Origin of the sequence: Cellulomonas edaphi, assembly GCF_030362815.1 — a bacterium.
GTDB lineage: Bacteria > Actinomycetota > Actinomycetes > Actinomycetales > Cellulomonadaceae > Cellulomonas > Cellulomonas edaphi.
On sequence record NZ_JAUCGR010000002.1, the window covers coordinates 141,202 to 164,303 of the forward strand.

Genomic DNA, 23,102 nt, shown 5'->3' on the forward strand with positions numbered 1-23,102 from the left:
CGGGCGCCATGCGGCGCAACCTCCGCGGGGGACGGATGGCGCGTGCGTCGCACCCGGCCGTCATCCATGACGGCGCGACCGGGCGTCGAACGCTCGGCCAAGGTGGGGGACAGGGGCCGGGAGCTCAGACGGTCCGCGGACAACAGGTGCCCGCGCACGGCATGACGCGGCGACACGTCATGGCTGCTCGGCTCGTCTGCATGGCATGAGGATGGCGCTCCGCCCGCGCGCGCGGCAGGGGCGTCTTGCAATGTGGACCAAACGACTCAGTTTTGGTGCCTATTGGTTCACCGGGCGCCGGAACTGGTTGGAATCTTGTGCGACGCTCGCTCGTTATGTCAGCTGAGAACGGTCCCGAGAAGCGGCGCGAGTGCGTCGTGGCGAGCACAGGAGGCCTAGTGGCACGAGTGGCATCACGCGTCGAGTTCGAGGCGGACAACGGCCAGGTGGTGAAGTACGTCCGGCACACCAACGGCGGTGGGCTCGTGTCGCCGCAGGCGCGTGTCGACGGTGACGCGTGGGTGGCGCCGACCGCCTACGTCGAGGCCGGCGCGCTCGTCGGCGCCCGGGCCCGGGTGGGCAGCGGGAGCTGGCTGGACGAGGGCGTGGTGGTGGGAGCGGACGCGCTCATCGGCAACAACGTCCGCCTCGGGCCGTCCACCCGGGTGGGCAACCGCGCCCAGGTGGGCGCCAACGCTCGCGTGGGCCGCGCGGTGGTCATCGACCAGGGCGCACGGGTCGACTCCGACGAGGTCGTCGCCGACGGCGCGTCCGTGGCCGGCGGAACCCGTCGCGGCGGCACGTCCGCCTAGCTCTGCGTCCGCCATCCTCGGCTCACGGTCGGGGCGTCGGCTCCGCGTGCATCGCGTTGGTCGGGTCGAGCACGCTCAGGACCCTGAGCATGATCCGGTCGAGGTCCGCCACGTCCGCGGGCGTGAGCGGGTCGATGACGTGTCGACGGACGGTGTCGACGTGGCCGGGCGCGGCGGCGACGACGACCGCGAGCCCGGCCTCGGTCAGCACGCCGTTCGTGGCGCGCCGGTCCTCGGCGCACGGTTCCCGGCGCACCAGGCCGCGTCGTTCGAGCCGGGAGACGACGTGGGAGAGCCGGGCGAGCGTCGCGTTCGTGGCCGCCGCCAGATCGCTCAGCCGCAGCGTGCGGTCGGGTGCCTCGGAGAGCATCGCGAGCGTGAAGTACTCGAAGTGCGTCAGGTCGGCGTCGCGCTGCAGCTGGGCCTCGAGCGTCCCCGGGAGCAGCTCGACGACAGCGATGAGCTTCTTCCAGGCGCTGAGCTGCTCGGGGGTGAGCCAGGTCGTCTCGGGCATGCGTGCACTCTAGCGAATACTTGACACGACAACTATTCGACGTACGATAGTTGAAGCGACAACAAAGGGTCCGATCGGGCTCATCGCGAGAGTCAGGAGCGTCGTCATGGTCTCCAGCACGAACGTCACCGTCGTGGGCGCCGGCTCCATGGGGGCAGCCATCGCGGCGCGGCTCGTCCAGGGCGGCGCCTCGGTCCAGGTGCTCGCGCGCGACGCCGGCAAGGCAGCCGCGCTGCCGGGGGTCGTGCCCGGCGCCATCGGTGACCCGATCACCGGCGGCATCGTGGTGCTCGCACTGCCCTATGCCGCGGTCGGCGAGGTCGTCGCACGGTACGCCGACCAGCTGGACGGCGCGGTGCTGGTGGACCTCACCAATCCCGTCGACTTCGCCACCTTCGACTCGCTCGTCGTGCCCGCCGGGAGCTCGGCCGCGGCCGAGATCGCGGCGCTCGCGCCCGGGGCGGCGGTCCTCAAGGCGTTCAACACCACCTTCGCCGCGACCCTGGCGAGCGGCACGGTGGGCGCGGAGCCGACGACCGTCCTGGTGGCCGGTGACGACGCGGACGCCAAGGCGGCCTTCACCACGGCGGTGGAGGCGGGCGGGCTCCGGGTGGTCGACGCGGGGTCGCTCAAGCGCGCGCACGAGCTCGAGGCGCTCGGGTTCCTGCAGATGACGCTGGCCGCAGCGGGTGCGACGTCCTGGTCCGCCGGCTTCGCGCTGGCCCGGTGAGCGCCGACATGAGCCCCATCCAGAGCTCCGACATCCTCGGGTCCGCGACGGACGTCGGGCCGGTGACCCTCAAGGTCGGCGACCTCGACGCCATGACCGACTACTACGCCCGCGGGGTGGGCCTGCAGGTGCTGGGTCAGGAGGGCTCGGTGGTGACCCTCGGTCGCGGCGGCGTCGCGTCCGTGGTGCTCGAGCACTCCCCGCTCCTCAAGCACGCATCAGCCTCCGCGGCGGGCCTGTTCCACACGGCGATCCTGTTCGAGGACCAGGCCGACCTCGCCGCCTCCGTCTACTCGGTCGCCCGCCGTTTCCCGCGGTCGTTCACCGGCAGCTCCGACCACGCCGTCTCCAAGGCGCTCTACTTCGACGACCCCGAGGGCAACGGCGTGGAGCTCTACTGGGACCGACCGCGCGAGGACTGGCAGTGGCGCGACGGCCGCGTGGTCATGGGTACGCAGTACCTCGACCCGAACGGGTTCCTCCAGGAGAGCCTCACCGAGGCCGGCGCCGAGGGGCCGGGCGACGGTGCGGCCGCCGTCGGGCACGTCCACCTCAAGGTGGGCGACATCGAGACGGCGCGTCGCTTCTACGTCGACACGGTGGGTTTCGAGGTCACGGCTCAGCTGGGCGACCAGGCGCTGTTCGTCTCCGCCGGCGGCTACCACCACCACCTCGGCATGAACACCTGGCAGAGCCGCGGCGCCTCCGGTCGGTGGCCGGCGCTCGGGCTCGGCGAGCTCACCATCGAGCTCGGGTCCCAGGACGATCGCGGGGCGTTGCGGGATCGGCTCGTCACGGGTGGCGTCGTCATCCGTGAGGACGACCAGGCTCTGGTGCTCGAGGACCCGTGGAAGAACGAAGTCCGGGTGACGGTGGTCTCCTAGCCGGCGGAGATCCTGCCGGCGAGGTCCGCGGGGAGCAGCCGGCCGGTCCGTATCACGCGGAACTCCGTGACCACCGTCAGCGTCTGCGCTCCGAGCAGGCCGACGAGCACGAGGACCTGCGCCATGGCGGCCTGCAGGGCGCTGCCGCCACCGAGTAGCACGCCGACGAACGCACCCGGCAGTGTGACGAGGCCGACTGTGCGCGTCTGGTCCATGCCCGGGACCAGGGCTTCCGGCACGAGCCTGAGCGCCACGAGGTCGATGGCGTCACGGGGCAGCAGGCCGAGCGCCAGCGCGGCCTCGCAGGTGTTCCACTGCTCTCTCAGCGCGCCGATCACGCGTCGTCCGGCGAGCGAGTGGGCATTCATGGTGCCGCCGATGATGATGCCGGCGAAGGGAACCAGCGCCGCCGCGCGGAAGGGAACCGCGCCGGTCGCGAAGACCACGGCCAGGACGGGAGCGATCCCCGCGGCCATCGCCAGGGCCGCCCACGGCCACGCACCGGGGACGCCGATCCGTCTCGTCGTGATGACCACCGCGACCGCGAACATGGCGAGGACGAACACCATCGACCAGGCCATCGACCGCAGCACGAGCGCGATGACGAGCGAGACGAGCGCCAGCTGCAGGACCGCCCGGAGCGCCGCGGAGGCGATCTGCCGTTCGGTGCGCAGCCGCCCCACCGCGGCCGCGCCGACGGCCAGGGCGACGAGCAGGGCGAGCGCGACGATCGCGGGTACGCCGGGCTGGGCGGGCACCGCGCCAGCCTATGCAGTCGGCGGCCGGTCGTCGGCAGGTCGTCCGCCCGGTCGGGACGCGGCCGTGTTCCGCTGCGGGTCACGTCCGGCGCCCCGCAGACGGCGGCGCGAGCGCTCCGGTGGCGGGGCGCGCGCGAGCGGCCTAGCGTCGTCCCACCATGCCGGTCCCGCGCGGGCCGGCACCTTCGCCGGGGGTAGGAAGCACCGCCCGACGCCGCCAGCGTGACGCGATGCGCGCACGGACCCAGCGCCGCCGCACGCCGCCGACCCAGGTCGCGGCGACCGCACGCGCGACCGACAGCACGACGGGCCGGGACGCCTCCCTGCCCGTCGCCCGCCCTGGGAGGACCTCATGACACACGACGACACCAGCACCACGAGCGCGGCGCCCGATCCCGAGGACTCGCGGAAGCCCGACTCTCCCGGCGAGCTCACGTCGCGGTCATGGACCTACATCGTGCGCAAGACCCTGCGGGAGTTCTCGCGGGACGAGTGCACCGACCTGGCCGCCGCGTTGACCTACTACGCCGTGCTGGCGATCGCCCCGGCGGCGCTGGCGATCGTCTCGATCTTCGGCCTGGTGAGCGATCCGAAGCCCATGGTCGACAACGTGCTCAAGATCGTCGGCGACGTCGGCTCGCAGTCAGCGGTTGACAGCGTCAAGCCGGTGCTGGACAGGCTCACGCAGGCACCGTCGGCCGGGGTGGCGCTCGTCGTCGGCGTGCTGCTCGCGCTGTGGTCCGCCTCGGGCTACGTCGCGGCGTTCAGCCGCGGTCTCAACCGTGTCTACGAGGTCGAGGAGGGCCGGCCGATCTGGAAGCTGCGGCCCGCACTCCTGCTCGTGACCCTCGTGCTCGTCGTCATCGCGGTGCTGGTCGCGGCGCTCATCGTGCTCTCCGGCGGTGTGGCGAGCTCGGTCGGTGACGCCATCGGCCTGAGCGACCCGGTCATCACGGTGTGGAACTACGGCAAGTGGGTCCTGGTCCTCGCGCTCGTCGTGCTCGGGGTCGCGATCCTCTACCACTCGACGCCCAACGTGAGGCAGCCGAAGTTCCGCTGGATCAGCCTCGGCGCGATCGTCGCGATCCTCGTGTGGATCGTCGCCTCGCTCGCGTTCGGCTTCTACGTCGCCAACTTCTCCAGCTACGACAAGACGTACGGCTCGCTGGCCGGCGTCGTCGTCGCGCTGCTGTGGCTGTGGATCACCAACCTCGCGCTGCTGTTCGGCGCGGAGCTCGACGCGGAGGTGGAGCGCGGCCGGGAGCTGCAGGGCGGCATCGAGGCCGAGCGGTCCATCCAGCTGCCGCCGCGGGACACCAAGGCGAGCGACAAGAAGCAGGCCAAGCTGGAGGACGATGTCCGCAAGGGCCGCGAGCTGCGCGAGCACGCCGAGCCGGACGAGGCACGCGGTGAGCGGTGACGCCTCCGCTCGACCGTCGGGCCGAGCCCGAGCGCCCCGATCCCGAGCGCCCCGAGCGCCCCGATCCCGAGCGCCCCGAGCGCCCCGAGTCCGAGCGGCCCGAGCCCGAGCGTCGCGGGGAGGAGCGTCCTAGAGTCGACGACGTGCCCGAGAACGTGATGAATGCCGTCGACGCCGACCCCCGGGTTGAGGCACCCGGTGAGGCCCGGGTCGAGCGCGCCGCGGCGATCACCGAGCTCCAGTCCATCCTGCTCGAGACCTCCGACGTTCAGGACCTGGTGCAGGGCGTGGCCGACGCGGCCGCGGCCCGCCTGGCGACGCGCGCGGAGGTGACGGTCACGCTGCGCCGGGAGGGACGGCTCGGGGTCGTCGCCAGCAGCGGCGACCGCGCGCGCTCGTGCGACGAGGTCGAGTACGACGCGGGCGAGGGTCCCTGCGTGGAGGCGGTGGACGGGGGCGTGGTCGTGCGCGTCCCCGACCTTCCCTCGGAGGAGCGTTGGCCCGCGTGGGCCGCAGCCGCCCGAGCTGCAGGCTTCGTCTCCGCGGCCGCCTTCCCGGCCGTGGTCGAGCCCGGCGTCGCGGTCGCCGTCAACGTCTACAGCGAGGACCCCGAAGGCTGGGGGCCGGTGGCCACCGATCGCGGCGTCATGTACGCCGCGGAGGTGGCCCGAGCGGTCCGCCTCTCCCTACGGGTGGCGCGCGAGGCGGAGGTGTCCCAGGACCTGCGCGCGGCCCTGTCCTCGCGTGCGGTCATCGACCAGGCGCTCGGCGTCATCATGGCGCAGAACCGGTGCGCGGCCGACGAGGCCTTCGCCATCCTGCGGCGTGCGTCGCAGCACCGGAACGTGAAGCTGCGCGACGTCGCCGTCTCGGTGGTCGCGAACATCACCGGGCAGGCGCCGAGCGCCGAGCGGTCCTTCGTCGAACGGTCGTCCTGACCGTGCGGGGCGCCGCGGCCGGGTCCTGCTCGACGCCGTGACGGCGGCCCCGCGGACGCGCCCGGCGTTCGTGCTGCACGACCACCGCCGGCCCCGCCCGCACTACGACCTCCGCCTGGAGGAGGGTGGGGTGCTCCGCTCGTGGGCCTTGCCGCGCGGGCTGCCGACGCAGGTGGGGCAGCCGCGACTGGCCATCGCCGTGCCCGACCACGACCTCGACCACCTGACGTTCACGGACGAGACCAAGTCCATCGCCGACACCGGGTGGTGGGAGCTGGAGGACCGCGACGAGCACCGGACGGTGCTGGTGCTGCACGGCCGGGGCGTGCCGGTGCGCTACGCGCTCGTGACGACCGACCGGGGGCTTCTCCTCAGTCGCACCGAGGAGCAGCCCGCGGCGTCGGCGTGACCACGGGCGGTCCCTGCGCGGGGACCGCCCGTGCGAGGCCAGCTCAGGCGCGAGCGCGCGGCCGCATGAACGGTGCCGCGGTGAGCAGCTTCTTGTAGTCGAACGTGATGGGGCGGGCGTCGAACCGGAACGCCTTGCGCAGCACGTCGACGGTCAGCGGCTGCGCGGCCGGGTCGAACTTGACCGGGTAGCGGTGCTTCTTGACCGACGCGAAGTAGTCGTGGAACTTGAACTCGCCGCCGCGCGGCGTGCCGGACGCGAGCCACGCGCTGGGGATGCCGTAGGCGTCGGACACGATCAGGCCGTGCAGCGAGGACGTGACGATGCGCTTGCAGGAGAGCATCTCGTCGATGATGCGCTCGATGTCGCCCGAGCCGTAGTCGATCACGCGCACGCCGGGCCCGACCTCGGCCTCCGCCCAGGAGCGCTCCGCCCAGCGCACGATGACGCCGACCTCGTAGGTGGGCGTGATCTTCGGCAGGTAGTACAGCGGAGCGAGCAGCGCGGGGTCGCCGTACACCGCGGGGCACGTGCCCTTGTAGTGCAGCACCTTGGCGCGCGTCAGCGGACCACGCACGGCCGTGTACCGCGCGTTCTTGGAGACGCGACCGCCGGCCTCGGTGCCGAAGGAGCCGGTGCCCCACACGATCGACTCATCGGTCGCGCGGCCCAGGATGGAGCCCACCGCGACGTACGCGCGCTCGCCCGGCTCGGCCAGGGACACCTTGCGGCCCGTCATCTTGGCCAGGAGCCACGGCGAGAGCAGGTCGCCGAAGTTGACGTGGTTGTCCCACCAGACCAGCGGGATCGAGCCGTCCTCGCGGAGCACCATGTCCTCGCTCGGAACGAACTGCTGCACGAGCTGCTGGTGGCGGCCGGGGCCGAGGGTGTGGGGGAAGCGACGGCCGAGTCGTGCGGAGACGAGGCGGCCCGCACGTCGGCGCGCGGCGCGCGTGAGGTCGGTCATGGGCCGCATGATTTCACGAACTGCCCGCCGGCCGGGCCGGGGCGACACGCCGCGGACCGTCGTGCGAGGGGCGGTCCCGGACGAACCGCCTACGCCGCGCACGGACGGTCCGCGTCCGGGCGCGGCCGGCGTGCGGATCAGCCCGCGGCCGGGGCCGCGCCGGCGACGCCGAGCACCCAGGTCACCCCGAAGCGGTCCGTGAGCATGCCGAAGCCGGCGCTCCAGGCGGATGCCGCGAGCGGCTCGACGACGGTGGCTCCGGCGGCGAGCCCGTCCCAGACCCCCTGCACCTCCTCGAGGGTGCTCGCGTCCACGGAGACGAAGAACGGCTGGTCGGTCAGCGTGACGCCGTTCTCGCGGCGCGTGGAACCGGCGGCCGTCGCGGACCCCTCCGTCCGGCCCGGCACGTCGTAGGCGAGCAGGCGGAAGCCGTCCTCGGTGGCGAGCCGGGCGAAGACCACCTTGTCGGCCTCCGGCGCCCCGGCGGGCATCCCGAGCTCGCCGTAGGTGGTGATGCTCAGCGCTCCTCCGAACACGGACTGGTAGAGCCGGAGCGCGTCGCGCGCGTCGCCGCGGAAGTTGAGGTGGGTGGCGGTCGTGAGACTCATGGCTCCTCCTGGGTCGTCGCCGGGCTCGTCCCGGCGTTCGGCCCGATCCTCAACCCGGTCTAGGTCAGTTCCTGTCCTAGACCGTGCCTAGCCTTGCACCATGTCCACGAGCCGCCAGCTCCACCTGCTGTCGCTCCTGCAGACCCGGCGCGACTGGCCAGGGACGGTTCTCGCCGAACGCCTCGGCGTGAGCAGCCGCACCGTCCGCCGTGACGTCGAGCGCCTGCGCGAGATGGGCTACAGCATCCGGGCGGACCTGGGCCCCGCCGGCGGCTACCGCCTGGACGCCGGGAGCGAGCTCCCGCCGCTGCTCTTCGACGACGACCAGGTGGTCGCCCTCGCGGTCGCGCTGCGGACGGCCGCCGTGAACGGCGTCGGCATCGACGAGGCGGCGCTGCGGGCGCTGACCACGGTGCGGCAGGTGATGCCGTCGAGGCTCCGTCATCGCCTGGACGCCGTGGACGTCACCGCGATCGCCGGCGGCGCCTCGCGCGCACCGGTCTCGCCCGACGTGCTCGTCGCCCTGTCGTCGGCTGTCCGGGCCCGTGAGGTCCTTCGCCTCGAGTACGCGGCGGTGCCCGGCGCCCCGGGCGCGCCGTCGGCACGACGAAGGGTCGAGCCGCACCACGTGGTCGCCACCCTCGGCCGCTGGTACCTCGTGGCCTGGGACCTCGATCGCGAGGACTGGCGGACGTTCCGCGTCGACCGCGTCACGCCGCTCACCCCCACGGGGCCGCGCTTCGCGCCCCGCTCCGTGCCCGGTGGCGACGTGCGCGCCTTCGTCGCCGGCCAGTTCAGGGGCTCGGGCGGCGCCGACGGGTGGCCGTGCGTGGGAACCGTCGTCCTGCACCGGCCGGCCGCCGAGGTCGTCCCGTTCGCCGGGGAGGGCCTCGTGGAGGTTCTCGGCCCGGACCGGTGCCGCGTCGAGCTGGGTTCGTGGTCGTGGATCGGCCTCGCGGCTTCTCTCAACCGCTTCGACGCCGACGTCCAGGTGGTCGGGCCGCCGGAGCTCGTCGCGGCCTTCGCCCAGCTGGCCGCACGGAACGCGGCGGCCGCCGGCCTCGCGGAGCGCTAGCCGCCCGAGCCGGGCCGGTCGGGCGCGCCCGGCCGGTCGGGAACCCCCAGCCGGTCGCGGTCGCCGAACGGGAGCTGCTGGCCGGAGTCCGGCCGCACGACGGTCCAGTCGTCGCCGTGGCGCTCGTGCACCGCGAGGGCGAGGACCACGCTGAGGATGATCGACGCGAGGATCGACAGGGCGACCAGCGCGCCGCCGACGATCACGCTGATGACGGCCCAGCGCCGGCCGCGTGCCGCCTCGACGTCGGCGACCTCGAGGTCGCCCGCACCGATGGCCTGCGCCGCCCGGTGCGACGCGAGCAGCGCGGGGATCCCCGTCGGCCAGAAGAGCAGCATCGCGGCGATGACCCACCCGACCGGCGCGGTGGGCACGGCGGGCCGCGCCACGTACGGGCTCGGGGGAGCAGGGACCTCGCCGGGCGGCGCGCTCGGCACCGGCGGCGGGACACTCTCGGTGGGTTGCGTCATGTCGTCCGACCTCCTTGGCTCGTGTGCGGCCACCGTAGGGCGGCATCCTGGGATATCCCTTTGAGCCGGGCCCGACGACGCTGAGCATCCCGGTCAGCCGCTCGCGCGCGAGATCTCCTCCCAGAACGGTGCGACCACCGAGCCGGAGATCCGCAGGTCCAGGAGGAGGAACGGGCGCTCGGCCACGGGTCGGGCGCCCCACTCCGCGACCATGTCGAGGTCGGCCACGGTCCGGACCGTCTCACCCTGGGCACCGAGCGCGGTGGCGACGCCGGCGAAGTCGACGTCGGGGATGAGCATCGGCTCGGTCGCCAGCCCCTTGCGCCCGTACAGGTGCATCTCGGCGCCGTACACGCCGTCGTTCCACACCACGGCGATCCCGCGGCCGGCCGCCACCCGGACGGCCGACTCGAGGTCGGACAGCGCCATGAGCCCGCCACCGTCGCCCGTGGTCAGCACCACGGTGGCCGTGGGCCGCGCGAGCGCCGCCCCGACCACGCTGGGGAACCCGAGGCCGATCGCCTGGAAGGCGGTGCCCACCAGCGCGATGCGATCGGGCGCTGCCACGGGCCAGTACATGTTGGACCAGCCCAGGAAGTGCCCACCGTCGGAGACGACCACCCTGTCCTCGGGGAGCAGCTCGGCGAGGCGGGCGGCCGCCGAGCGCGGGTCCATGCGACCGTCCGCCGCGGTGCCGTTCCCGCGATCACGACGCAGCGCGGCGCGCACGTCCACGCTCTCCCGCCAGCCGCTCGGTGCCGCGTCGGGCAGCGCACGAAGGATGGCGTCGGCCACGACGCCGGCGTCCCCGCGCACGTAGCCGCCCACGTGCGGGTGCGTCGCCGCGGGGCCGACGTCGACCTGGAAGACGGTGGTTCCCGCCGCGAACAGGTCACCGAACCTCATCGTGAACTGGTTGAGGGAGGCGCCGACGACGAGAGCCACGTCGGCCTGGCGGACGAGCGCCATCGCCGCCTCCGCGCCGAACCCGCCCGCGACCCCGAGGTCGAACTCCGTGCGGGGGAAGATGCCGCGACCGAGCGCCGTCGTGGTGGTCAGGGCGCCGGTGGCGTCGGCGATCGCGCCCAGCGTGTCGCCCGCACCGGCCACCCACGCTCCGCGTCCTGCGAGGAGGACGGGGCGCTCGGCACGTGCGAGGGCCGCGGCGATCTCACGCACCACGCCGTCGGCGAAGTCACCACGGACGGCCAGCGGCTGGGGGAGGCGCGGAGCCGGGGTGTGCGGGACCGGTCCGGTGTCGAGCGTGGCGACGTCGTAGGGGATGGCCAGCACCGTCGGCACCCGGTACGTCAACGCGTGCTCGACCGCGATCACGGTGGTCGCCGCCGCGTCCGCGTGGCCCACCGTGTAGGTGCGTGCGCCGACGGCGGACGCCATGGCGATCTGGTCGACGTCCCACGGGCGCGGGCCGGAGGTGGGCTCGTCCCCGACTACCAGGACGAGCGGCACGTGCGCCTGGACGGCCTCGGCCAGCGCGGTCAGGGTGTTGGTGAAGCCGGCGCCGTACGTGGTGGTCGCCGCGGCGAGCCGGCCCGACGTGCGATGGAAGGCGTCGGCGGCGACGACCGCGCCCGCCTCGTGCCGCACCGGGACGAACTCGGCCGCGGTCTGGCAGGTCAGTGCGTCGAGGAAGTACGCGTTGCCGTTCCCCATGACACCGAACACGTGGTCGACGTGGGCGGCCAGCGTGATGGCGACGTGCGCGGAAACCGACGGCATGTGCAGGGCCTCCCGGGCCGGGTCGAGCGGCGTCGTCGCGGCTCGGGAGGATAATATACGATCCGTCAGCCTCGACATCGGCGTCAGGGGAGCAGGCTCCATGCAGTTCCACCACCAGGGCTATGTCTCGGGCGACCCCCGCATCCAGCCGGTCGCAGGCGTCGGGCTCGACCGGCCGGACGAGCTGCCCGACGAGGTCGACGTGCTCGTCGTGGGGACCGGCCCCGCGGGCATGATCGCCGCCGCGCAGCTCTCGCAGTTCCCCGACGTGACCACGCGGATCGTGGACCGCCGGCCAGGGCGCCTGGAGATCGGCCAGGCCGACGGGATCCAGCCCCGCAGCGTCGAGACCTTCGCCGCGTTCGGCTTCGCGGGACGGATCGCGGAGGAGTCGTACCGCGTGATGGAGGTGTGCTTCTGGCACCCGGACCCCGCGGACCCGGCCCGGATCGTGCGCGGCGAGCGCACGCCTGACGACCCCACGGGCATCAGCGAGTTTCCGCACCTCTACGTCAACCAGGCGCGCGTGCTCGACTACTTCGCCGAGTTCATGGCGAATTCGCCCACCCGGATGACCCCCGACTACGGCTACGAGTTCCGCGACCTCGAGATCGCCCCGAGCGGCGAGCACCCCGTCACGGTGCACCTGGTCCGGTCGTCGGGCGACGACGCCGGCAGCGAGAAGGTGGTGCGGGCCCGGTACGTGCTGGGCGCGGACGGCGCGCACAGCGGGGTGCGGCGCGCCATCGGGTGCACGCCCGTCGGGGTGTCCGCCGCCCACGCGTGGGGAGTCATGGACGTGCTCGCCGTGACCGACTTCCCGGACATCCGCCGCAAGTGCGCAATCCAGTCCGGCTCCGGCGGCAGCATCCTGCTCATTCCGCGCGAGGGCGGCCACCTCTTCCGCATGTACGTGGACCTCGGCGAGGTGCAGCCCGAGGGTCACGGCGCGGTGCGGAGCACGACGATCGCGCAGATCGTCGCGCGCGCGAACGAGATCCTGCACCCCTACACGCTCGACGTGAAGGAGGTGACCTGGCACAGCGTGTACGAGGTGGGCCACCGGATCACCGACCGCTTCGACGACGTCCCCACCGACCAGGCAGGCGAGCGCACGCCGCGCGTGTTCATCGCCGGCGACGCGTGCCACACCCACAGCGCCAAGGCGGGCCAGGGCATGAACGTGTCCATGCAGGACGGCCTCAACCTGGGCTGGAAGCTCGGCTACGTCCTGTCCGGCCGGAGCCCGGAGAGCCTGCTCTCGACGTACTCCGCCGAGCGACAGGTCATCGCGCAGGACCTGATCGACTTCGACCGGCAGTGGTCGTCCCTCATGGCCAAGAAGCCCGACGAGTTCGAGGACCCCGCCGAGCTGGCCGACTTCTACGTGCGGACCACCGAGTTCCTGTTCGGCTTCATGACGCAGTACTCGCCGTCGATGCTGGTCGCCGAGCCCGTGCACCAGGCGCTGGCGACGGGCTTCCCGGTGGGCAGGCGGTTCAAGTCCGCGCCGGTGGTCCGGGTCGCGGACGCCAACCCGCTCCACCTCGGCCACCAGCACCGCGCCGACGGGCGCTGGCGCGTGTACGCCTTCGCGGACGGCGCGCCCGCCGGGCCGGGCACCGCGCTCGCGGATTGGGCCGACTGGATGGCGTCCTCGCCCGACTCCCCGGTGCGGGCGCACACGCCCGAGGGCGCGGACGTCGACGCGGTCCTGGACGTCAAGGTCGTCTACCAGCAGCGGCACACGGACGTCGAGCTGTCGGCGGTCCCGTCGCTCTTCCTCCCGCGCACCGGGCCCCTGCGGCTCGTCGACTACGAGAAGGTGTTCGCCGTCGACCCCACGGCCGACATCTTCGCGCTGCGCGGCATCGACCGCGGCGGGTGCGTGGTCCTCGTGCGGCCCGACCAGTACGTCGCCGCCGTGCTGCCGCTGGCCGCGACGGAGGAGCTCGCCGCGTTCTTCCGCGGGCACCTGCTGGTGCGCGACCGGCAACCGGTCGGCTGAGCGTCAGACGCCGGCGTTGCGGGGCAGGCGGGCGGCGGTCTCGTCGTCGAACTCGGCGAAGAACCCGGCCACCCGGTCCGTGAGCTCGCTCATCCCGTCGCAGGCGAACAGGATCGGCTGGTAGTGGCTGATGTCGTACGCCAGCGTCGCCATCTGGTCGAAGTCGACCGGCCGGATGTCGGCCCCGCGGAACTCCTCGATCTCGCCGAAGGACGACAGCAGGCCGGCGCCGTAGGCGCGCAGCTCGCCGTGCTCGTACATGACGCCGAACTCGATGGTGAACCAGAAGACATCGGCCACGTACTGCAGCCCCTCGGGCGTCTCGCAGCGACGCGCGGCCTCGCCCGCCCGGCGCTTGACCTCAGCGATCGCCGGGTTGGCGAGCAGGTTGCAGTGCCCCACCACCTCGTGGAGGATGTCCGGCTCTGGCGTGTACAGCGGCTGCGACGGGTGACGCAGGTACTGGGTCGAATGGAAGACGCCGTCCGCGAGCGAGCCGTAGAACACGTCCAGCGGGACCAACCCCGCGGCGGGGTAGAGCTGGAACCCGCTGATCGGGCCCAGCCCCGCGCTGACCTCGTCGAGCTGGGGCACGTGGTCGCTCGGCAGCGCGAGGGCCTCCTTGCCCTCGAGGTAGCCGCGGATGGCGAGGCGCTCGTGCTTGGGCGCGAGCTCGCGGCACACGGTGCGCCAGATCTCGTCCTCGGAGTCCGTGTACTGCACGCGGGGCACGGGGTCACCGGGTCGCCAGTCGAGCGCGGGTCCGGCGATCTCGTTGCGGCGACGGCGGTAGTCGTCGTCCTTCGCTCCCGGGTGGTCGTCGGCGAGGTGCACCGTGGCCCGGCCGTCCTCGTCTGCGGTGACGGGGGCGTACAGCTGTCCCTCTTCGAACATGCGATCCGTTCTACGCCACATCGTTCGGCCACGCATCCCCCCGAGAGGGCGCGCCAGCAGGCCCGGGCGAGCGGGCGGCTCGTCACCGTGCCAGGGTCGGTGCAGAGCAACGGAGCCACGCGGACGGCAGGGGGACGGCCAGATGAGCGAGAGCGTCCACATCGTCGTGATGGGGGTCGCCGGGTCCGGCAAGACGACCGTCGCACGCATCCTCGCGGAGCGGCTGGACCGTCCGTACGCGGAGGCCGACGAGTTCCACCCGCCGGAGAACATCGCCAAGATGTCGTCGGGCGCGGCGCTCACGGACGAGGACCGCTGGCCGTGGCTGCGCGCGATCCGCGACTGGCTGACCGAGCGGAGCCGAGCCGGCGAGAGCGCTGTGGTGACGTGCTCGGCGCTCAAGGTCGCCTACCGCGACCTGCTGCGCGAGGCGGAGGGCCGCGTGCGGTTCCTGCACCTTCAGGCGCCGGCCCCTCTCCTCGAGGAGCGGATGGAGCACCGCACCGGTCACTTCATGCCGACGTCCCTGCTCGCGTCCCAGCTCGACACCCTCGAGCCGCTGACCGACGCCGAGGACGGGGTGACGATCTCGGTCGAGACCCCGCCGGAGGACGTCGCCGACCGGGCCGTGGCGGCCCTGCACCTGACGCCGACGAAGGAGCACTCATGACCGTCCACGCCCTCGCCGCCGAAGCCGCCGCAGGCGTCAGCGACACCCGCCTGATCGTGGCCGCGGTGATCGGGATCTTGGTGATCGTGGCTCTGATCGTCGGGCTCAAGCTGCACCCGTTCCTCGCACTGACCCTCGGATCCGGCATCCTCGCGGTCCTGGCCGGCATCGGGTACGCCGATGCGTTCACGAGCTTCGTCGAAGGGGTCGGCACGACGGTCGCGGGCGTCGGGCTGCTCATCGCGCTCGGCGCGATCATCGGAAAGCTCCTGATCGACAGCGGCGGTGCGGATGCGATCGTCGACACGATCCTCGCGAAGACGCCGGTCCAGCGGCTGCCGTGGGCCATGGCGCTGATCGCGTTCGTCATCGGGATCCCGCTGTTCTTCGAAGTCGGCGTGGTGCTGCTGGTCCCGATCGTCATGCTCGTGGCACGGCGGTCGAAGTTGTCGATGATCGCGCTCGGCATCCCCGCGCTGGCGGGCCTGTCGGCCCTGCACGGCCTGGTGCCTCCGCACCCGGGTCCGCTCATCGCGATCGACGCGCTGGGTGCCGACCTCGGGCTGACCCTCGGCCTCGGCCTGCTGGTCGCGATCCCGACCGTGATCATCTCCGGCCCGCTGCTCGCCAAGCCGTTGACGCGCTGGGTCAAGCTGCCGCCCCCGGACGCGTTCCTCGGGGAGGCGCGGCAGGACGAGGACGCTAGGCGGCCCCGGTTCGCCATCGCGCTCATGGTTGTGCTGCTGCCCGTGGTGCTCATGCTGATGCGTACCGTCGTCGAGTCCGTCGGGGCCGACGAGAGCACGCTCGGCAAGTCGCTGGTGTTCGTGGGCACTCCTCTGGTGGCGCTCCTCATCACGACGCTGGTGGCGATCGTCGTGCTCGGGACGGCCCTGGGCAGCACGCGGGCGCAGGTGAGCAAGCTGGTCGACTCCGCCTTCGCGCCCATCGCCGGCATCCTGCTCATCGTGGCCGCGGGCGGCGGCTTCAAGCAGACGCTCGTCGACTCCGGGGTCGGCGACGTCATCGCCAAGGGGATCACCGACGCGGCCATCCCCACGCTCCTGGCCGGGTGGCTCGTCGCCGTGCTGATCCGGCTCGCCACGGGTTCCGCCACGGTGGCGACCATCACCGCCGCGGGCATCATGGCCCCGCTCGCGGGCGACCTCACCGACACGCACGTCGCGCTGCTGGTGCTCGCGATCGGCGCCGGCTCGGTGTTCCTCAGCCACGTCAACGACGCCGGGTTCTGGCTGGTCAAGGAGTACTTCCGGATGACCGTCGGCCAGACGTTCAAGACGTGGTCGCTGATGGAGACGGTGCTGTCGGTCACCGCGCTGGTCTTCGTGCTGCTGCTCGGGCTCGTGGTGTGACGCGGGCGGTGGCGGCTGCCGGCGGGCCGTGATGTCCTCGGAGAGGTCCAGGTCCACGTCGCAGCAGGAGGTCGTCCATGCAGTACCGCACCCTCGGAACGAGCGGCACCGTCGTCTCGGCACAGTGCCTGGGCACGATGACGTTCGGGTCGGAGGCCGACGAGGCCACGTCCGGTGACATCCTCACGGCCTTCGTCGAGCACGGCGGCACCTTCGTCGACACCGCGGACGTCTACTCGGCCGGCGCGTCGGAGGAGATCATCGGCCGGTGGCTCGCGGCCCATCCCACCGAGGCGGCGCGGCTGGTCGTGGCGACCAAGGGTCGCTTCCCGATGGGCGAGGGTCCGAACGACGCAGGCCTGTCCCGTCGCCACCTGCGTGACGCGCTCGACGCGTCGTTGCGGCGCCTCGGCGTCGACCACATCGACCTGTACCAGCTGCACGCCTGGGACGCGCTCACTCCGCTGGAAGAGACGTTGCGGTTCCTGGACGACGCGGTGCGGGCGGGGAAGATCTCGTACTACGGCTTCTCGAACTACCTGGGCTGGCAGCTGACCAAGGCGGTGCACGTGGCCCGGGCCCAGGGATGGGCCGCCCCGGTCACGCTCCAGCCGCAGTACAACCTGCTGGTCCGGGACATCGAGCACGAGGTCGTGCCCGCCTCGCTCGACGCCGGGCTCGGCCTCCTGCCGTGGTCCCCGCTGGGTGGCGGGTGGCTCACGGGCAAGTACCAGCGCGACGTCCCGCCGCAGGGGGCGACGCGCCTGGGCGAGAACCCCGCCCGTGGCATGGAGGCGTGGGAGGCGCGCAACGCGCAGGACAGGACCTGGCGCGTGGTCGACAAGGTGCGCGAGGTCGCGGAGGCCCGCGGCGTCACGATGTCCCAGGTGGCGCTCGCGTGGCTCGGCAGCCGACCGGCGGTCACCTCGGTCATCCTCGGCGCGCGCACCGTCGACCAGCTCGTCGACAACATGGGCGCCGCCGACCTGGAGCTGACGGCCGACGAGCTGGACCGGCTCACGGAGGTGAGCGCGCCGGTCGTCGACGACTACCCCTACGGCGTGGCCGGCGTCGCGCAGCGGCATCGCGCGTTGACGGGGGGCCGCTGAGCAGGGTGGGGGAGGACGGTGGTGACGTCGTCGTGAGTCACCACGGACAGGTCACGGTGCCCCGAGTGGGATTCGAACCCACACTGGATCGGGTTTGAGCCGAACGCCTCTGCCGGTTGGGCTATCGGGGCCAGCGGAAAGCATAGTTGGCCGCGGCGCAGGCGCGGACCGGCACGTGTCTCCGCTCACAGCGCAATGTGCTGCGCCGGCCTGGTAGGGCACCGTTACGCTGTGCACGTGACCAAGGACGACGCCACCGCCACCGATGCCATCGACATCACCACGGCCGGTGAGGCCATCGAGCCCGAGGTGGTCCCCGCCGACCGCCCGAAGCGTCGTGCCCTCGTGGTCGAGGACGAGGCGCTCATCCGCATGGACGTCGTCGAGACGCTGCGCGACGCCGGCTACGACGTGGTCGGCGAGGCGGGCGACGGCGAGCAGGCGGTCGCGCTGGCCACCGAGCTCAAGCCCGACATCGTCGTGATGGACGTGAAGATGCCCGTCCTGGACGGCATCTCGGCCGCCGAGCGCATCGGCAAGGCGCACCTCGCGCCCGTCGTCCTGCTGACGGCCTTCTCCCAGACCGAGCTCGTCGAGCGGGCGCGCGACGCCGGCGCCATGGCGTACGTCGTCAAGCCCTTCAGCCCGGCGGACCTGCTGCCCGCCGTCGAGATCGCGATCTCGCGGTACGCGCAGATCACGGCGCTCGAGGCCGAGGTCGCCGACATGGCCGACCGGTTCGAGACCCGCAAGCGCGTGGACCGGGCCAAGGGTCTGCTCATGTCGAAGATGGGCCTGTCGGAGCCGGAGTCGTTCCGCTGGATCCAGAAGACGTCGATGGACCGGCGCCTGACCATGCGCGAGGTGGCCGACGCGGTCATCGAGCAGGTCGGCGGCGGCGCGTCCTGATCCAGGGCTGAGCTAGCCCTCGGCCCGGCCCGGGACCACGTCGACGACGAGTGCCCGGTGGTCCGACAGGCCGGTGTCGATCGAGGTCGCGGGCCCGGTGGCGCGCACGTCGCCGTCGCCGAGGATGTGGTCGATCTGGCGCGTCGGCGTCCCCACGGGGTAGGTCGGCTCGGTCGCGAGGGCACGGAGCGTCGAGGCCGCACCGACCTGAGCGGGCGTCATGTTGAGGTCGCCCATCAGCACGAACGGCCGGGGGAGACCTTCGGTAGCCTCGAGCAGCGAGGTGAGCTGGCGCGAGTGCCAGTCGGGAAGCCAGCTGAGGTGCGTCCCGACGACGGTGATCGGACCGTCCGGCGTCTCGACGACCGCCGTGACCGCCGCGCGGGGCTCGTCGCGGACGGGCCGGCGCACGCGCCCCGACCCGACCCAGGCGATACCGGGGCGCCGGGGAAGCCGCACGGTGCTCCAGGAGGTCACGGGCAGCCGGGACACGAGCGCCACGCCGTACGCCGGCCGGGACGTGCGCAGGTCGTCGTGGGCCGTCCGCCACAGGCCGGGGAGGCCATGCATCGTGGCGACGAACCGGACGTCGCCGCCCATGGCTTCGGCCGCCACCGTGGCCAGGTCGGCCCGTCGTGAGCGGGACTGCCCGCGGTCCACCTCCTGCAGGGCCACGACGTCGGCGTCCAGAGCGCGCACCGCGGTGGCGAACCGGTCGACGTCCACCCTGCCGTCCACGAGCGAGCGGCCGTGCAGGACGTTGTAGGTCGCCACGCGCATGCCGCGATTGTGCCCGGAGAGCGTCGTCGGCGCGCGGGACGACCGCTTTCCGGTCAGATGTCCAACTTTTCTGTGGGATTGGTCACCTGACCGGCTGGAAGGTCTAGGCAAGGCGCCGGTGTTGGGCCATGATCGGCGGGACGCCATCGAGGGCAGCGGCGGTGTCACCCCGACCGGATCCCCCCCGTCCCGTCTGGAGGCTGCCCGTGCGCCCCGGAGTTCACGTCAGTGCCGCTCGACCCGAGGACCTCGACTCGCTCGTCGAGCTGTGCCTCGCCGCGCGCGCCGAGTCGGCGGTCGGGGCCCAGCTGTGCACGGACGACGCGGAGCGCCTGCGCGACCAGCTCGGTGCGCTCCTGGCCGTACCCGGCGGTCTGGCCCTGATGGGCACCGTGGACGGCGTGCCGGCGGGCATGCTCCTGGCGCGCCTGGTCGGTCCCAGCCTCTTCACCGACGTGGTCAGCCTGAACCTCGAGGCCGTGTACGTCGTCCCGGACGCTCGCCGACGCGGCCTCGGGCACATGCTGCTGTCCGCCGCCACGCAGCAGGCCGACGAGGCCGGCGCCGCCGACGTGTACGCGACGCCCCTGCCGGGCTCGCGCGGCATGCAGCGGTTCCTGGCGCGGCTCGGCTTCGCGCCGGCCGCCGCCCACCGCGTCGTCGCCACCTCGGCCCTGCAGCGCCGGCTCGCGCACGAGGGTGCGCCCGCCGCGGCGGGACGCCGCCCCTCGCCGCGCGGCCTGGAGGACCTCATCGCCCGACGCCGTCAGGCGCGCGAGGGTCGCGCCGCCTCCGCAGCGGGCGATCAGGCGACGGCGTCGATCAGCATGCAGGTCAACCGCGCCGTGCAGATGCGTCGCCCGTCGGCGTCGTCGACCACCACCTGGTAGGTCGCCAGGGTGCGGCCCAGGTGCAGGGCGGTCGCCGTGCCGGTCACCAGACCCTCGCGCGCCGAGCGGTGGTGCGTGCAGCTGAGCTCGATGCCCACGGCCGCGCGGCTCGCCCCGGCGTGCTGCTGCGCGGCGTAGGAGCCGAGCGTCTCGGCGAGCACCGCCGACGCGCCGCCGTGCAGCAGGCCGTAAGGCTGGGTGTTGCCCGCGACCGGCATGGTCCCGACCGCCCTCCGCGCGGTGGCCTCGGTGATCTCGATGCCCATGCGTTCGAGCAGGGTGCCGGCGATCTCGGGCAGCGGCGTCTGGGCGCCGGTCGTGTCGGTCATGGCAGATAGGTTGGCACCCGTGAGCGACGCACAGCCAGCCCGACTTCTTCTCATCGACGGACACTCGATGGCGTACCGGGCCTTCTTCGCCCTGCCGGTCGACAAGTTCGCGACCTCGACGGGCGAGCCGACCAACGCGGTCTTCGGGTTCGTGTCGATGCTCGCCAACCTGCTGCGGGACGAGGCTCCCACGCACGTGGCGGTCGCGTTCGACCTGGGTCGCACCACGTTCCGCACCGAGGAGTACGAGTCCTACAAGGGCAACCGCGACGCGACCCCGGCGCCGTTCAAGGGCCAGGTCGACGTGATCCGTCGCGTGCTCGACACCATGCACATCCCGGTGCTCACCAAGGAGCGGTTCGAGGCCGACGACATCCTCGCCACGCTCGCGGGACGCGCGGAGGCCCAGGGCATGCAGGTGCTGATCTGCTCGGGCGACCGGGACTCGTTCCAGCTCGTCACGCCGGACGTCACCGTGCTCTACCCGGTCAGGGGCGTCTCGGAGCTCGCCCGCATGACGCCGGAGGCGGTGGAGGCGAAGTACGGGGTCAGCCCGGCCCGGTACCCGGACCTCGCGGCGCTCGTCGGCGAGTCCAGCGACAACCTGCCCGGCATCCCGGGGGTGGGGCCCAAGACGGCGGCCAAGTGGATCGCGCAGTACGACGGGCTGGAGGGCGTGCTCGCCCACGCCGGCATGGTGCCCGGCAAGGCGGGGGAGGCGCTGCGCGAGAACCTCGAGCAGGTGGCCCTCAACCGGCGCCTGAACGCGCTGGTGACGGACCTCGACCTCCCGCTCGGCCCCGAGGACCTGGCGGCGCGCCCCTGGGACCGCCCGGCGCTGCACGCGATCCTCGACGAGCTCGAGTTCCGGACCCTGCGCGACCGCCTGTTCGCCATGCTGGACGACGAGGAGAAGGACGCCGCCGTGACCGCGGCTGCCGCGCACCTCGACGTCGCACAGCTCGAGGCTGGCGAGCTCGCGGACTGGCTGGGCGAGCGGGCCGGTCAGCTCCTGGGGGTGGACGTGCGGGGCTCGGGTGCGCCCGCCGCGCCCGATGCGTGGGGCATCGCGTTGGCCGACGACGCCGGCCGCGCGGCCGCGTTCGACCTGCAGCAGATCGCTCCCGTCGACGAGACGGCCTTGGCCGCGTGGCTCGCCGACCCCGAGGCGCCCAAGAGCATCCACGGCGCCAAGGTGGCGTGGCACGCACTCGCGGGCCGCGGCCTGTCGCTGGCGGGGGTCGTGTTCGACACCGAGCTCGCCGCGTACCTGTGCCAGCCCGACCGGCGGGCGTACGACCTGCCCGACCTCGCCATCGGCTACCTGCGTCGCGAGCTGGGCGAGGACGACGCGGCGACGAGCGGACAGGGAGCGCTGGACCTCGAGCTGGACGGCTCCGACGAGGGCCGCCGTGCCGCCGTGCGCGCCGCCGCCGTGCGTGACCTCACCGACGTGCTGGACGGCGAGGTCGGCGACCGCGGGCTGACCCACCTGCTCACCGATCTCGAGCTGCCCCTGCAGGACGTGCTCGGTCGCATGGAGCGCACGGGCATCGCGATCGACACCGAGTACCTGAGCGGCCTGGAGCGGTCGTTCGACGCGACGGTGCGCGAGGCGGCCGCGGAGGCCTACGCGGTGATCGGCCGTGAGGTGAACCTCGGCTCGCCCAAGCAGCTGCAGGAGGTGCTGTTCGACCAGCTGGGCATGCCCAAGACCAAGAAGAACAAGACCGGCTACACCACCGACGCCGCGGCGCTCACCGACCTGTTCGCCCGCACCCAGCACCCGTTCCTCGAGCACCTGCTCGCGCATCGTGACGCGATCCGGCTGCGTCAGACGGTCGAGGGCCTGCTCCGCTCGATCGCTCCCGACGGCCGGATCCACACCACCTTCCAGCAGACCATCGCCGCCACCGGGCGGCTGTCGTCGGCCGACCCCAACCTCCAGAACATCCCCATCCGCACCGAGGCCGGCCGCCAGATCCGCCGCGCCTTCGTGGTCGGCCAGGGCTACGAGACGCTGGTGACCGCCGACTACTCGCAGATCGAGATGCGGATCATGGCGCACCTGTCCGGCGACGAGGGCCTGATCGAGGCGTTCCGTTCCGGCGAAGACCTGCACAGCTACGTCGGCTCGCGCGTGTTCGGCGTGCCGACCACCGAGGTGACGGCGGCCCAGCGCTCCAAGATCAAGGCGATGAGCTACGGCCTCGCGTACGGCCTGTCGGCCTACGGTCTGTCCCAGCAGCTCGCCATCGAGGTCTCGGAGGCGTCCGCCCTCATGGCGGACTACTTCGAGCGGTTCGGCGGCGTGCGCGACTACCTCACCGGCGTGGTCGGCGAGGCGCGGGCGACGGGATACACCGCCACGCTCCTGGGTCGGCGGCGGTACCTGCCGGACCTGACGAGCGACAACCGCCAGCGGCGCGACGTCGCGGAGCGGATGGCACTCAACGCCCCCATCCAGGGCAGCGCCGCCGACCTCATCAAGGTCGCGATGCTGGGGGTCGACGCGGAGCTGAGCCGCCAGGGCCTGGCCTCGCGCATGCTGCTCCAGGTGCACGACGAGCTCGTCGTCGAGGTGGCCCCGGGGGAGCGCGACGCCGTCGACGCGCTCCTGCGCGAGCAGATGGGGGCGGCGGGCGATGCCGTGCCCGGCGGACCGTTGCAGGTCCCCCTCGACGTGAGCGTCGGGGTCGGCGCGAGCTGGCACGAGGCGGGGCACTAGGTCCTCGTCGGGGAGCGCCGCGGCGGGGCCGAGCCCGGCGCGGCGTGTCGATAACGGTTTCAACGTGCGGATCGGGTGAATTGCGAC

23 protein-coding genes and 1 tRNA gene are annotated in these 23,102 nt (G+C 72.8%); 14 read left to right on the forward strand and 10 right to left on the reverse strand.

Going from position 1 to position 23,102, the window contains the following annotated elements; genetic code table 11:
* Window positions 1-398: 398 nt before the first annotated feature.
* Entirely contained in the window at window positions 399-812 is a 414-nt protein-coding gene (locus QRT05_RS06850; RefSeq protein WP_289446293.1) for a transferase, read from the forward strand.
* 22 nt (window positions 813-834) lie between these two features.
* Here QRT05_RS06850 and QRT05_RS06855 read toward each other — a convergent pair whose 3' ends face one another.
* On the reverse strand, window positions 835-1,326 hold the full coding sequence (locus QRT05_RS06855; RefSeq protein WP_289446294.1) for a MarR family winged helix-turn-helix transcriptional regulator: 492 nt from the start codon (window positions 1,324-1,326) through the stop codon (window positions 835-837).
* 106 nt (window positions 1,327-1,432) lie between these two features.
* On the opposite strand from QRT05_RS06855, the gene QRT05_RS06860 reads away from it, so the two are divergent.
* Together QRT05_RS06860 and QRT05_RS06865 are read left to right on the forward strand one after the other, a co-directional pair.
* Window positions 1,433-2,056, forward strand: coding sequence for an NADPH-dependent F420 reductase (locus QRT05_RS06860; RefSeq protein ID WP_289446295.1), 624 nt, complete (start codon window positions 1,433-1,435; stop codon window positions 2,054-2,056).
* Between the two features lie 8 nt (window positions 2,057-2,064).
* Window positions 2,065-2,940, forward strand: a complete 876-nt coding sequence (locus QRT05_RS06865) for a VOC family protein (RefSeq protein WP_289446296.1) — start codon at window positions 2,065-2,067, stop codon at window positions 2,938-2,940.
* On the opposite strand, the gene QRT05_RS06870 is transcribed toward QRT05_RS06865, so the two are convergent.
* Window positions 2,937-3,698 (reverse strand): ABC transporter permease, encoded by a 762-nt coding sequence (locus QRT05_RS06870; RefSeq protein WP_289446298.1) that lies wholly within the window; start codon window positions 3,696-3,698, stop codon window positions 2,937-2,939. The two genes, QRT05_RS06865 and QRT05_RS06870, sit on opposite strands and share 4 nt — an antisense overlap.
* 352 nt (window positions 3,699-4,050) lie before the next feature.
* On the opposite strand from QRT05_RS06870, the gene QRT05_RS06875 reads away from it, so the two are divergent.
* From QRT05_RS06875 to QRT05_RS06885, 3 genes are read left to right on the forward strand one after another with little or no spacing between them, the layout of a single operon-like run.
* Entirely contained in the window at window positions 4,051-5,118 is a 1,068-nt protein-coding gene (locus QRT05_RS06875; protein ID WP_289446300.1) for a YihY/virulence factor BrkB family protein, read from the forward strand.
* Window positions 5,115-6,056, forward strand: a complete 942-nt coding sequence (locus tag QRT05_RS06880) for an ANTAR domain-containing protein (RefSeq protein ID WP_289446301.1) — start codon at window positions 5,115-5,117, stop codon at window positions 6,054-6,056. Before QRT05_RS06875 ends, QRT05_RS06880 begins: the two co-directional genes overlap by 4 nt.
* Before the next feature lie 37 nt (window positions 6,057-6,093).
* The gene (locus tag QRT05_RS06885) at window positions 6,094-6,465 is read left to right on the forward strand and encodes a DNA polymerase ligase N-terminal domain-containing protein (protein WP_289446302.1); all 372 of its coding nucleotides are present in this window, start codon (window positions 6,094-6,096) and stop codon (window positions 6,463-6,465) included.
* A 43-nt stretch (window positions 6,466-6,508) separates the two neighbouring features.
* Here the strand turns inward: QRT05_RS06885 and QRT05_RS06890 are convergent, their stop codons facing one another.
* Together QRT05_RS06890 and QRT05_RS06895 are read right to left on the reverse strand one after the other, a co-directional pair.
* Window positions 6,509-7,432: a polysaccharide pyruvyl transferase family protein gene (locus QRT05_RS06890; RefSeq protein WP_289446304.1), complete on the reverse strand. Its 924-nt coding sequence runs from the start codon at window positions 7,430-7,432 to the stop codon at window positions 6,509-6,511.
* Window positions 7,433-7,569: 137 nt separating this feature from the next.
* Window positions 7,570-8,040 (reverse strand): VOC family protein, encoded by a 471-nt coding sequence (locus QRT05_RS06895; RefSeq protein WP_289446305.1) that lies wholly within the window; start codon window positions 8,038-8,040, stop codon window positions 7,570-7,572.
* 100 nt (window positions 8,041-8,140) lie between these two features.
* Between QRT05_RS06895 and QRT05_RS06900 the strand changes: the two genes are divergently transcribed.
* Window positions 8,141-9,115 carry a helix-turn-helix transcriptional regulator gene (locus QRT05_RS06900; protein ID WP_289446306.1) on the forward strand — a complete coding sequence of 325 codons (975 nt, stop codon included), beginning with the start codon at window positions 8,141-8,143 and terminating at the stop codon, window positions 9,113-9,115.
* Here the strand turns inward: QRT05_RS06900 and QRT05_RS06905 are convergent.
* Together QRT05_RS06905 and QRT05_RS06910 are read right to left on the reverse strand one after the other, a co-directional pair.
* Window positions 9,112-9,585 carry a CD225/dispanin family protein gene (locus QRT05_RS06905; RefSeq protein WP_289446307.1) on the reverse strand — a complete coding sequence of 158 codons (474 nt, stop codon included), beginning with the start codon at window positions 9,583-9,585 and terminating at the stop codon, window positions 9,112-9,114. The two genes, QRT05_RS06900 and QRT05_RS06905, sit on opposite strands and share 4 nt — an antisense overlap.
* A gap of 93 nt (window positions 9,586-9,678) precedes the next feature.
* Window positions 9,679-11,325, reverse strand: coding sequence for a thiamine pyrophosphate-binding protein (locus QRT05_RS06910; RefSeq protein WP_289447373.1), 1,647 nt, complete (start codon window positions 11,323-11,325; stop codon window positions 9,679-9,681).
* A gap of 100 nt (window positions 11,326-11,425) precedes the next feature.
* Between QRT05_RS06910 and QRT05_RS06915 the strand changes: the two genes are divergently transcribed.
* Window positions 11,426-13,333: an FAD-binding monooxygenase gene (locus QRT05_RS06915; protein WP_289446308.1), complete on the forward strand. Its 1,908-nt coding sequence runs from the start codon at window positions 11,426-11,428 to the stop codon at window positions 13,331-13,333.
* A gap of 3 nt (window positions 13,334-13,336) precedes the next feature.
* On the opposite strand, the gene QRT05_RS06920 is transcribed toward QRT05_RS06915, so the two are convergent.
* Entirely contained in the window at window positions 13,337-14,227 is an 891-nt protein-coding gene (locus QRT05_RS06920) for a phenylalanine 4-monooxygenase (RefSeq protein ID WP_289446310.1), read from the reverse strand.
* Window positions 14,228-14,369: 142 nt separating this feature from the next.
* Here QRT05_RS06920 and QRT05_RS06925 point away from each other — a divergent pair, with 142 nt between their 5' ends.
* The 3 genes from QRT05_RS06925 to QRT05_RS06935 all read left to right on the forward strand — a co-directional run bounded on the left by QRT05_RS06925 (window position 14,370) and on the right by QRT05_RS06935 (window position 17,379).
* The gene (locus QRT05_RS06925) at window positions 14,370-14,897 is read left to right on the forward strand and encodes a gluconokinase (protein WP_289446311.1); all 528 of its coding nucleotides are present in this window, start codon (window positions 14,370-14,372) and stop codon (window positions 14,895-14,897) included.
* Complete coding sequence (locus QRT05_RS06930) at window positions 14,894-16,270, forward strand: GntP family permease (protein WP_289446312.1); 1,377 nt, start codon at window positions 14,894-14,896, stop codon at window positions 16,268-16,270. Before QRT05_RS06925 ends, QRT05_RS06930 begins: the two co-directional genes overlap by 4 nt.
* Window positions 16,271-16,347: 77 nt before the next feature.
* The gene (locus QRT05_RS06935; protein ID WP_289446314.1) at window positions 16,348-17,379 is read left to right on the forward strand and encodes an aldo/keto reductase; all 1,032 of its coding nucleotides are present in this window, start codon (window positions 16,348-16,350) and stop codon (window positions 17,377-17,379) included.
* Window positions 17,380-17,436: 57 nt separating this feature from the next.
* Here the strand turns inward: QRT05_RS06935 and QRT05_RS06940 are convergent.
* Window positions 17,437-17,510, reverse strand: a tRNA-Leu gene (locus QRT05_RS06940).
* A 100-nt stretch (window positions 17,511-17,610) separates the two neighbouring features.
* Here QRT05_RS06940 and QRT05_RS06945 point away from each other — a divergent pair.
* Complete coding sequence (locus QRT05_RS06945) at window positions 17,611-18,288, forward strand: ANTAR domain-containing response regulator (RefSeq protein WP_407650315.1); 678 nt, start codon at window positions 17,611-17,613, stop codon at window positions 18,286-18,288.
* Window positions 18,289-18,300: 12 nt separating this feature from the next.
* On the opposite strand, the gene QRT05_RS06950 is transcribed toward QRT05_RS06945, so the two are convergent.
* The gene (locus QRT05_RS06950) at window positions 18,301-19,068 is read right to left on the reverse strand and encodes an endonuclease/exonuclease/phosphatase family protein (RefSeq protein ID WP_289446316.1); all 768 of its coding nucleotides are present in this window, start codon (window positions 19,066-19,068) and stop codon (window positions 18,301-18,303) included.
* A 206-nt stretch (window positions 19,069-19,274) separates the two neighbouring features.
* Here QRT05_RS06950 and QRT05_RS06955 point away from each other — a divergent pair, with 206 nt between their 5' ends.
* Window positions 19,275-19,958 carry a GNAT family N-acetyltransferase gene (locus tag QRT05_RS06955; protein WP_289446317.1) on the forward strand — a complete coding sequence of 228 codons (684 nt, stop codon included), beginning with the start codon at window positions 19,275-19,277 and terminating at the stop codon, window positions 19,956-19,958.
* Here the strand turns inward: QRT05_RS06955 and QRT05_RS06960 are convergent.
* On the reverse strand, window positions 19,874-20,287 hold the full coding sequence (locus tag QRT05_RS06960) for a PaaI family thioesterase (RefSeq protein ID WP_289446318.1): 414 nt from the start codon (window positions 20,285-20,287) through the stop codon (window positions 19,874-19,876). The genes QRT05_RS06955 and QRT05_RS06960 overlap by 85 nt on opposite strands.
* Here QRT05_RS06960 and polA point away from each other — a divergent pair.
* Entirely contained in the window at window positions 20,286-23,015 is a 2,730-nt protein-coding gene (polA, locus tag QRT05_RS06965) for a DNA polymerase I (RefSeq protein ID WP_289446319.1), read from the forward strand. The two genes, QRT05_RS06960 and polA, sit on opposite strands and share 2 nt — an antisense overlap.
* The last annotated feature ends 87 nt before the right edge of the window (window positions 23,016-23,102 follow it).

Bases quoted from the DNA above. Each gene is read 5' to 3' on its own strand.
- QRT05_RS06855 (WP_289446294.1), bottom strand. From the start codon at position 1,326: ATGCCCGAGACGACCTGGCTCACCCCCGAGCAGCTCAGCGCCTGGAAG.
- QRT05_RS06860 (WP_289446295.1), top strand. From the start codon at position 1,433: ATGGTCTCCAGCACGAACGTCACCGTCGTGGGCGCCGGCTCCATGGGG.
- QRT05_RS06935 (WP_289446314.1), top strand. From the start codon at position 16,348: ATGCAGTACCGCACCCTCGGAACGAGCGGCACCGTCGTCTCGGCACAG.
- QRT05_RS06930 (WP_289446312.1), top strand. From the start codon at position 14,894: ATGACCGTCCACGCCCTCGCCGCCGAAGCCGCCGCAGGCGTCAGCGAC.
- QRT05_RS06915 (WP_289446308.1), top strand. From the start codon at position 11,426: ATGCAGTTCCACCACCAGGGCTATGTCTCGGGCGACCCCCGCATCCAG.
- QRT05_RS06890 (WP_289446304.1), bottom strand. From the start codon at position 7,432: ATGACCGACCTCACGCGCGCCGCGCGCCGACGTGCGGGCCGCCTCGTC.
- QRT05_RS06875 (WP_289446300.1), top strand. From the start codon at position 4,051: ATGACACACGACGACACCAGCACCACGAGCGCGGCGCCCGATCCCGAG.
- QRT05_RS06920 (WP_289446310.1), bottom strand. From the start codon at position 14,227: ATGTTCGAAGAGGGACAGCTGTACGCCCCCGTCACCGCAGACGAGGAC.
- QRT05_RS06950 (WP_289446316.1), bottom strand. From the start codon at position 19,068: ATGCGCGTGGCGACCTACAACGTCCTGCACGGCCGCTCGCTCGTGGAC.
- QRT05_RS06910 (WP_289447373.1), bottom strand. From the start codon at position 11,325: ATGCCGTCGGTTTCCGCGCACGTCGCCATCACGCTGGCCGCCCACGTC.
- QRT05_RS06960 (WP_289446318.1), bottom strand. From the start codon at position 20,287: ATGACCGACACGACCGGCGCCCAGACGCCGCTGCCCGAGATCGCCGGC.
- QRT05_RS06925 (WP_289446311.1), top strand. From the start codon at position 14,370: ATGAGCGAGAGCGTCCACATCGTCGTGATGGGGGTCGCCGGGTCCGGC.
- polA (WP_289446319.1), top strand. From the start codon at position 20,286: ATGGCAGATAGGTTGGCACCCGTGAGCGACGCACAGCCAGCCCGACTT.
- QRT05_RS06905 (WP_289446307.1), bottom strand. From the start codon at position 9,585: ATGACGCAACCCACCGAGAGTGTCCCGCCGCCGGTGCCGAGCGCGCCG.
- QRT05_RS06895 (WP_289446305.1), bottom strand. From the start codon at position 8,040: ATGAGTCTCACGACCGCCACCCACCTCAACTTCCGCGGCGACGCGCGC.
- QRT05_RS06900 (WP_289446306.1), top strand. From the start codon at position 8,141: ATGTCCACGAGCCGCCAGCTCCACCTGCTGTCGCTCCTGCAGACCCGG.
- QRT05_RS06865 (WP_289446296.1), top strand. From the start codon at position 2,065: ATGAGCCCCATCCAGAGCTCCGACATCCTCGGGTCCGCGACGGACGTC.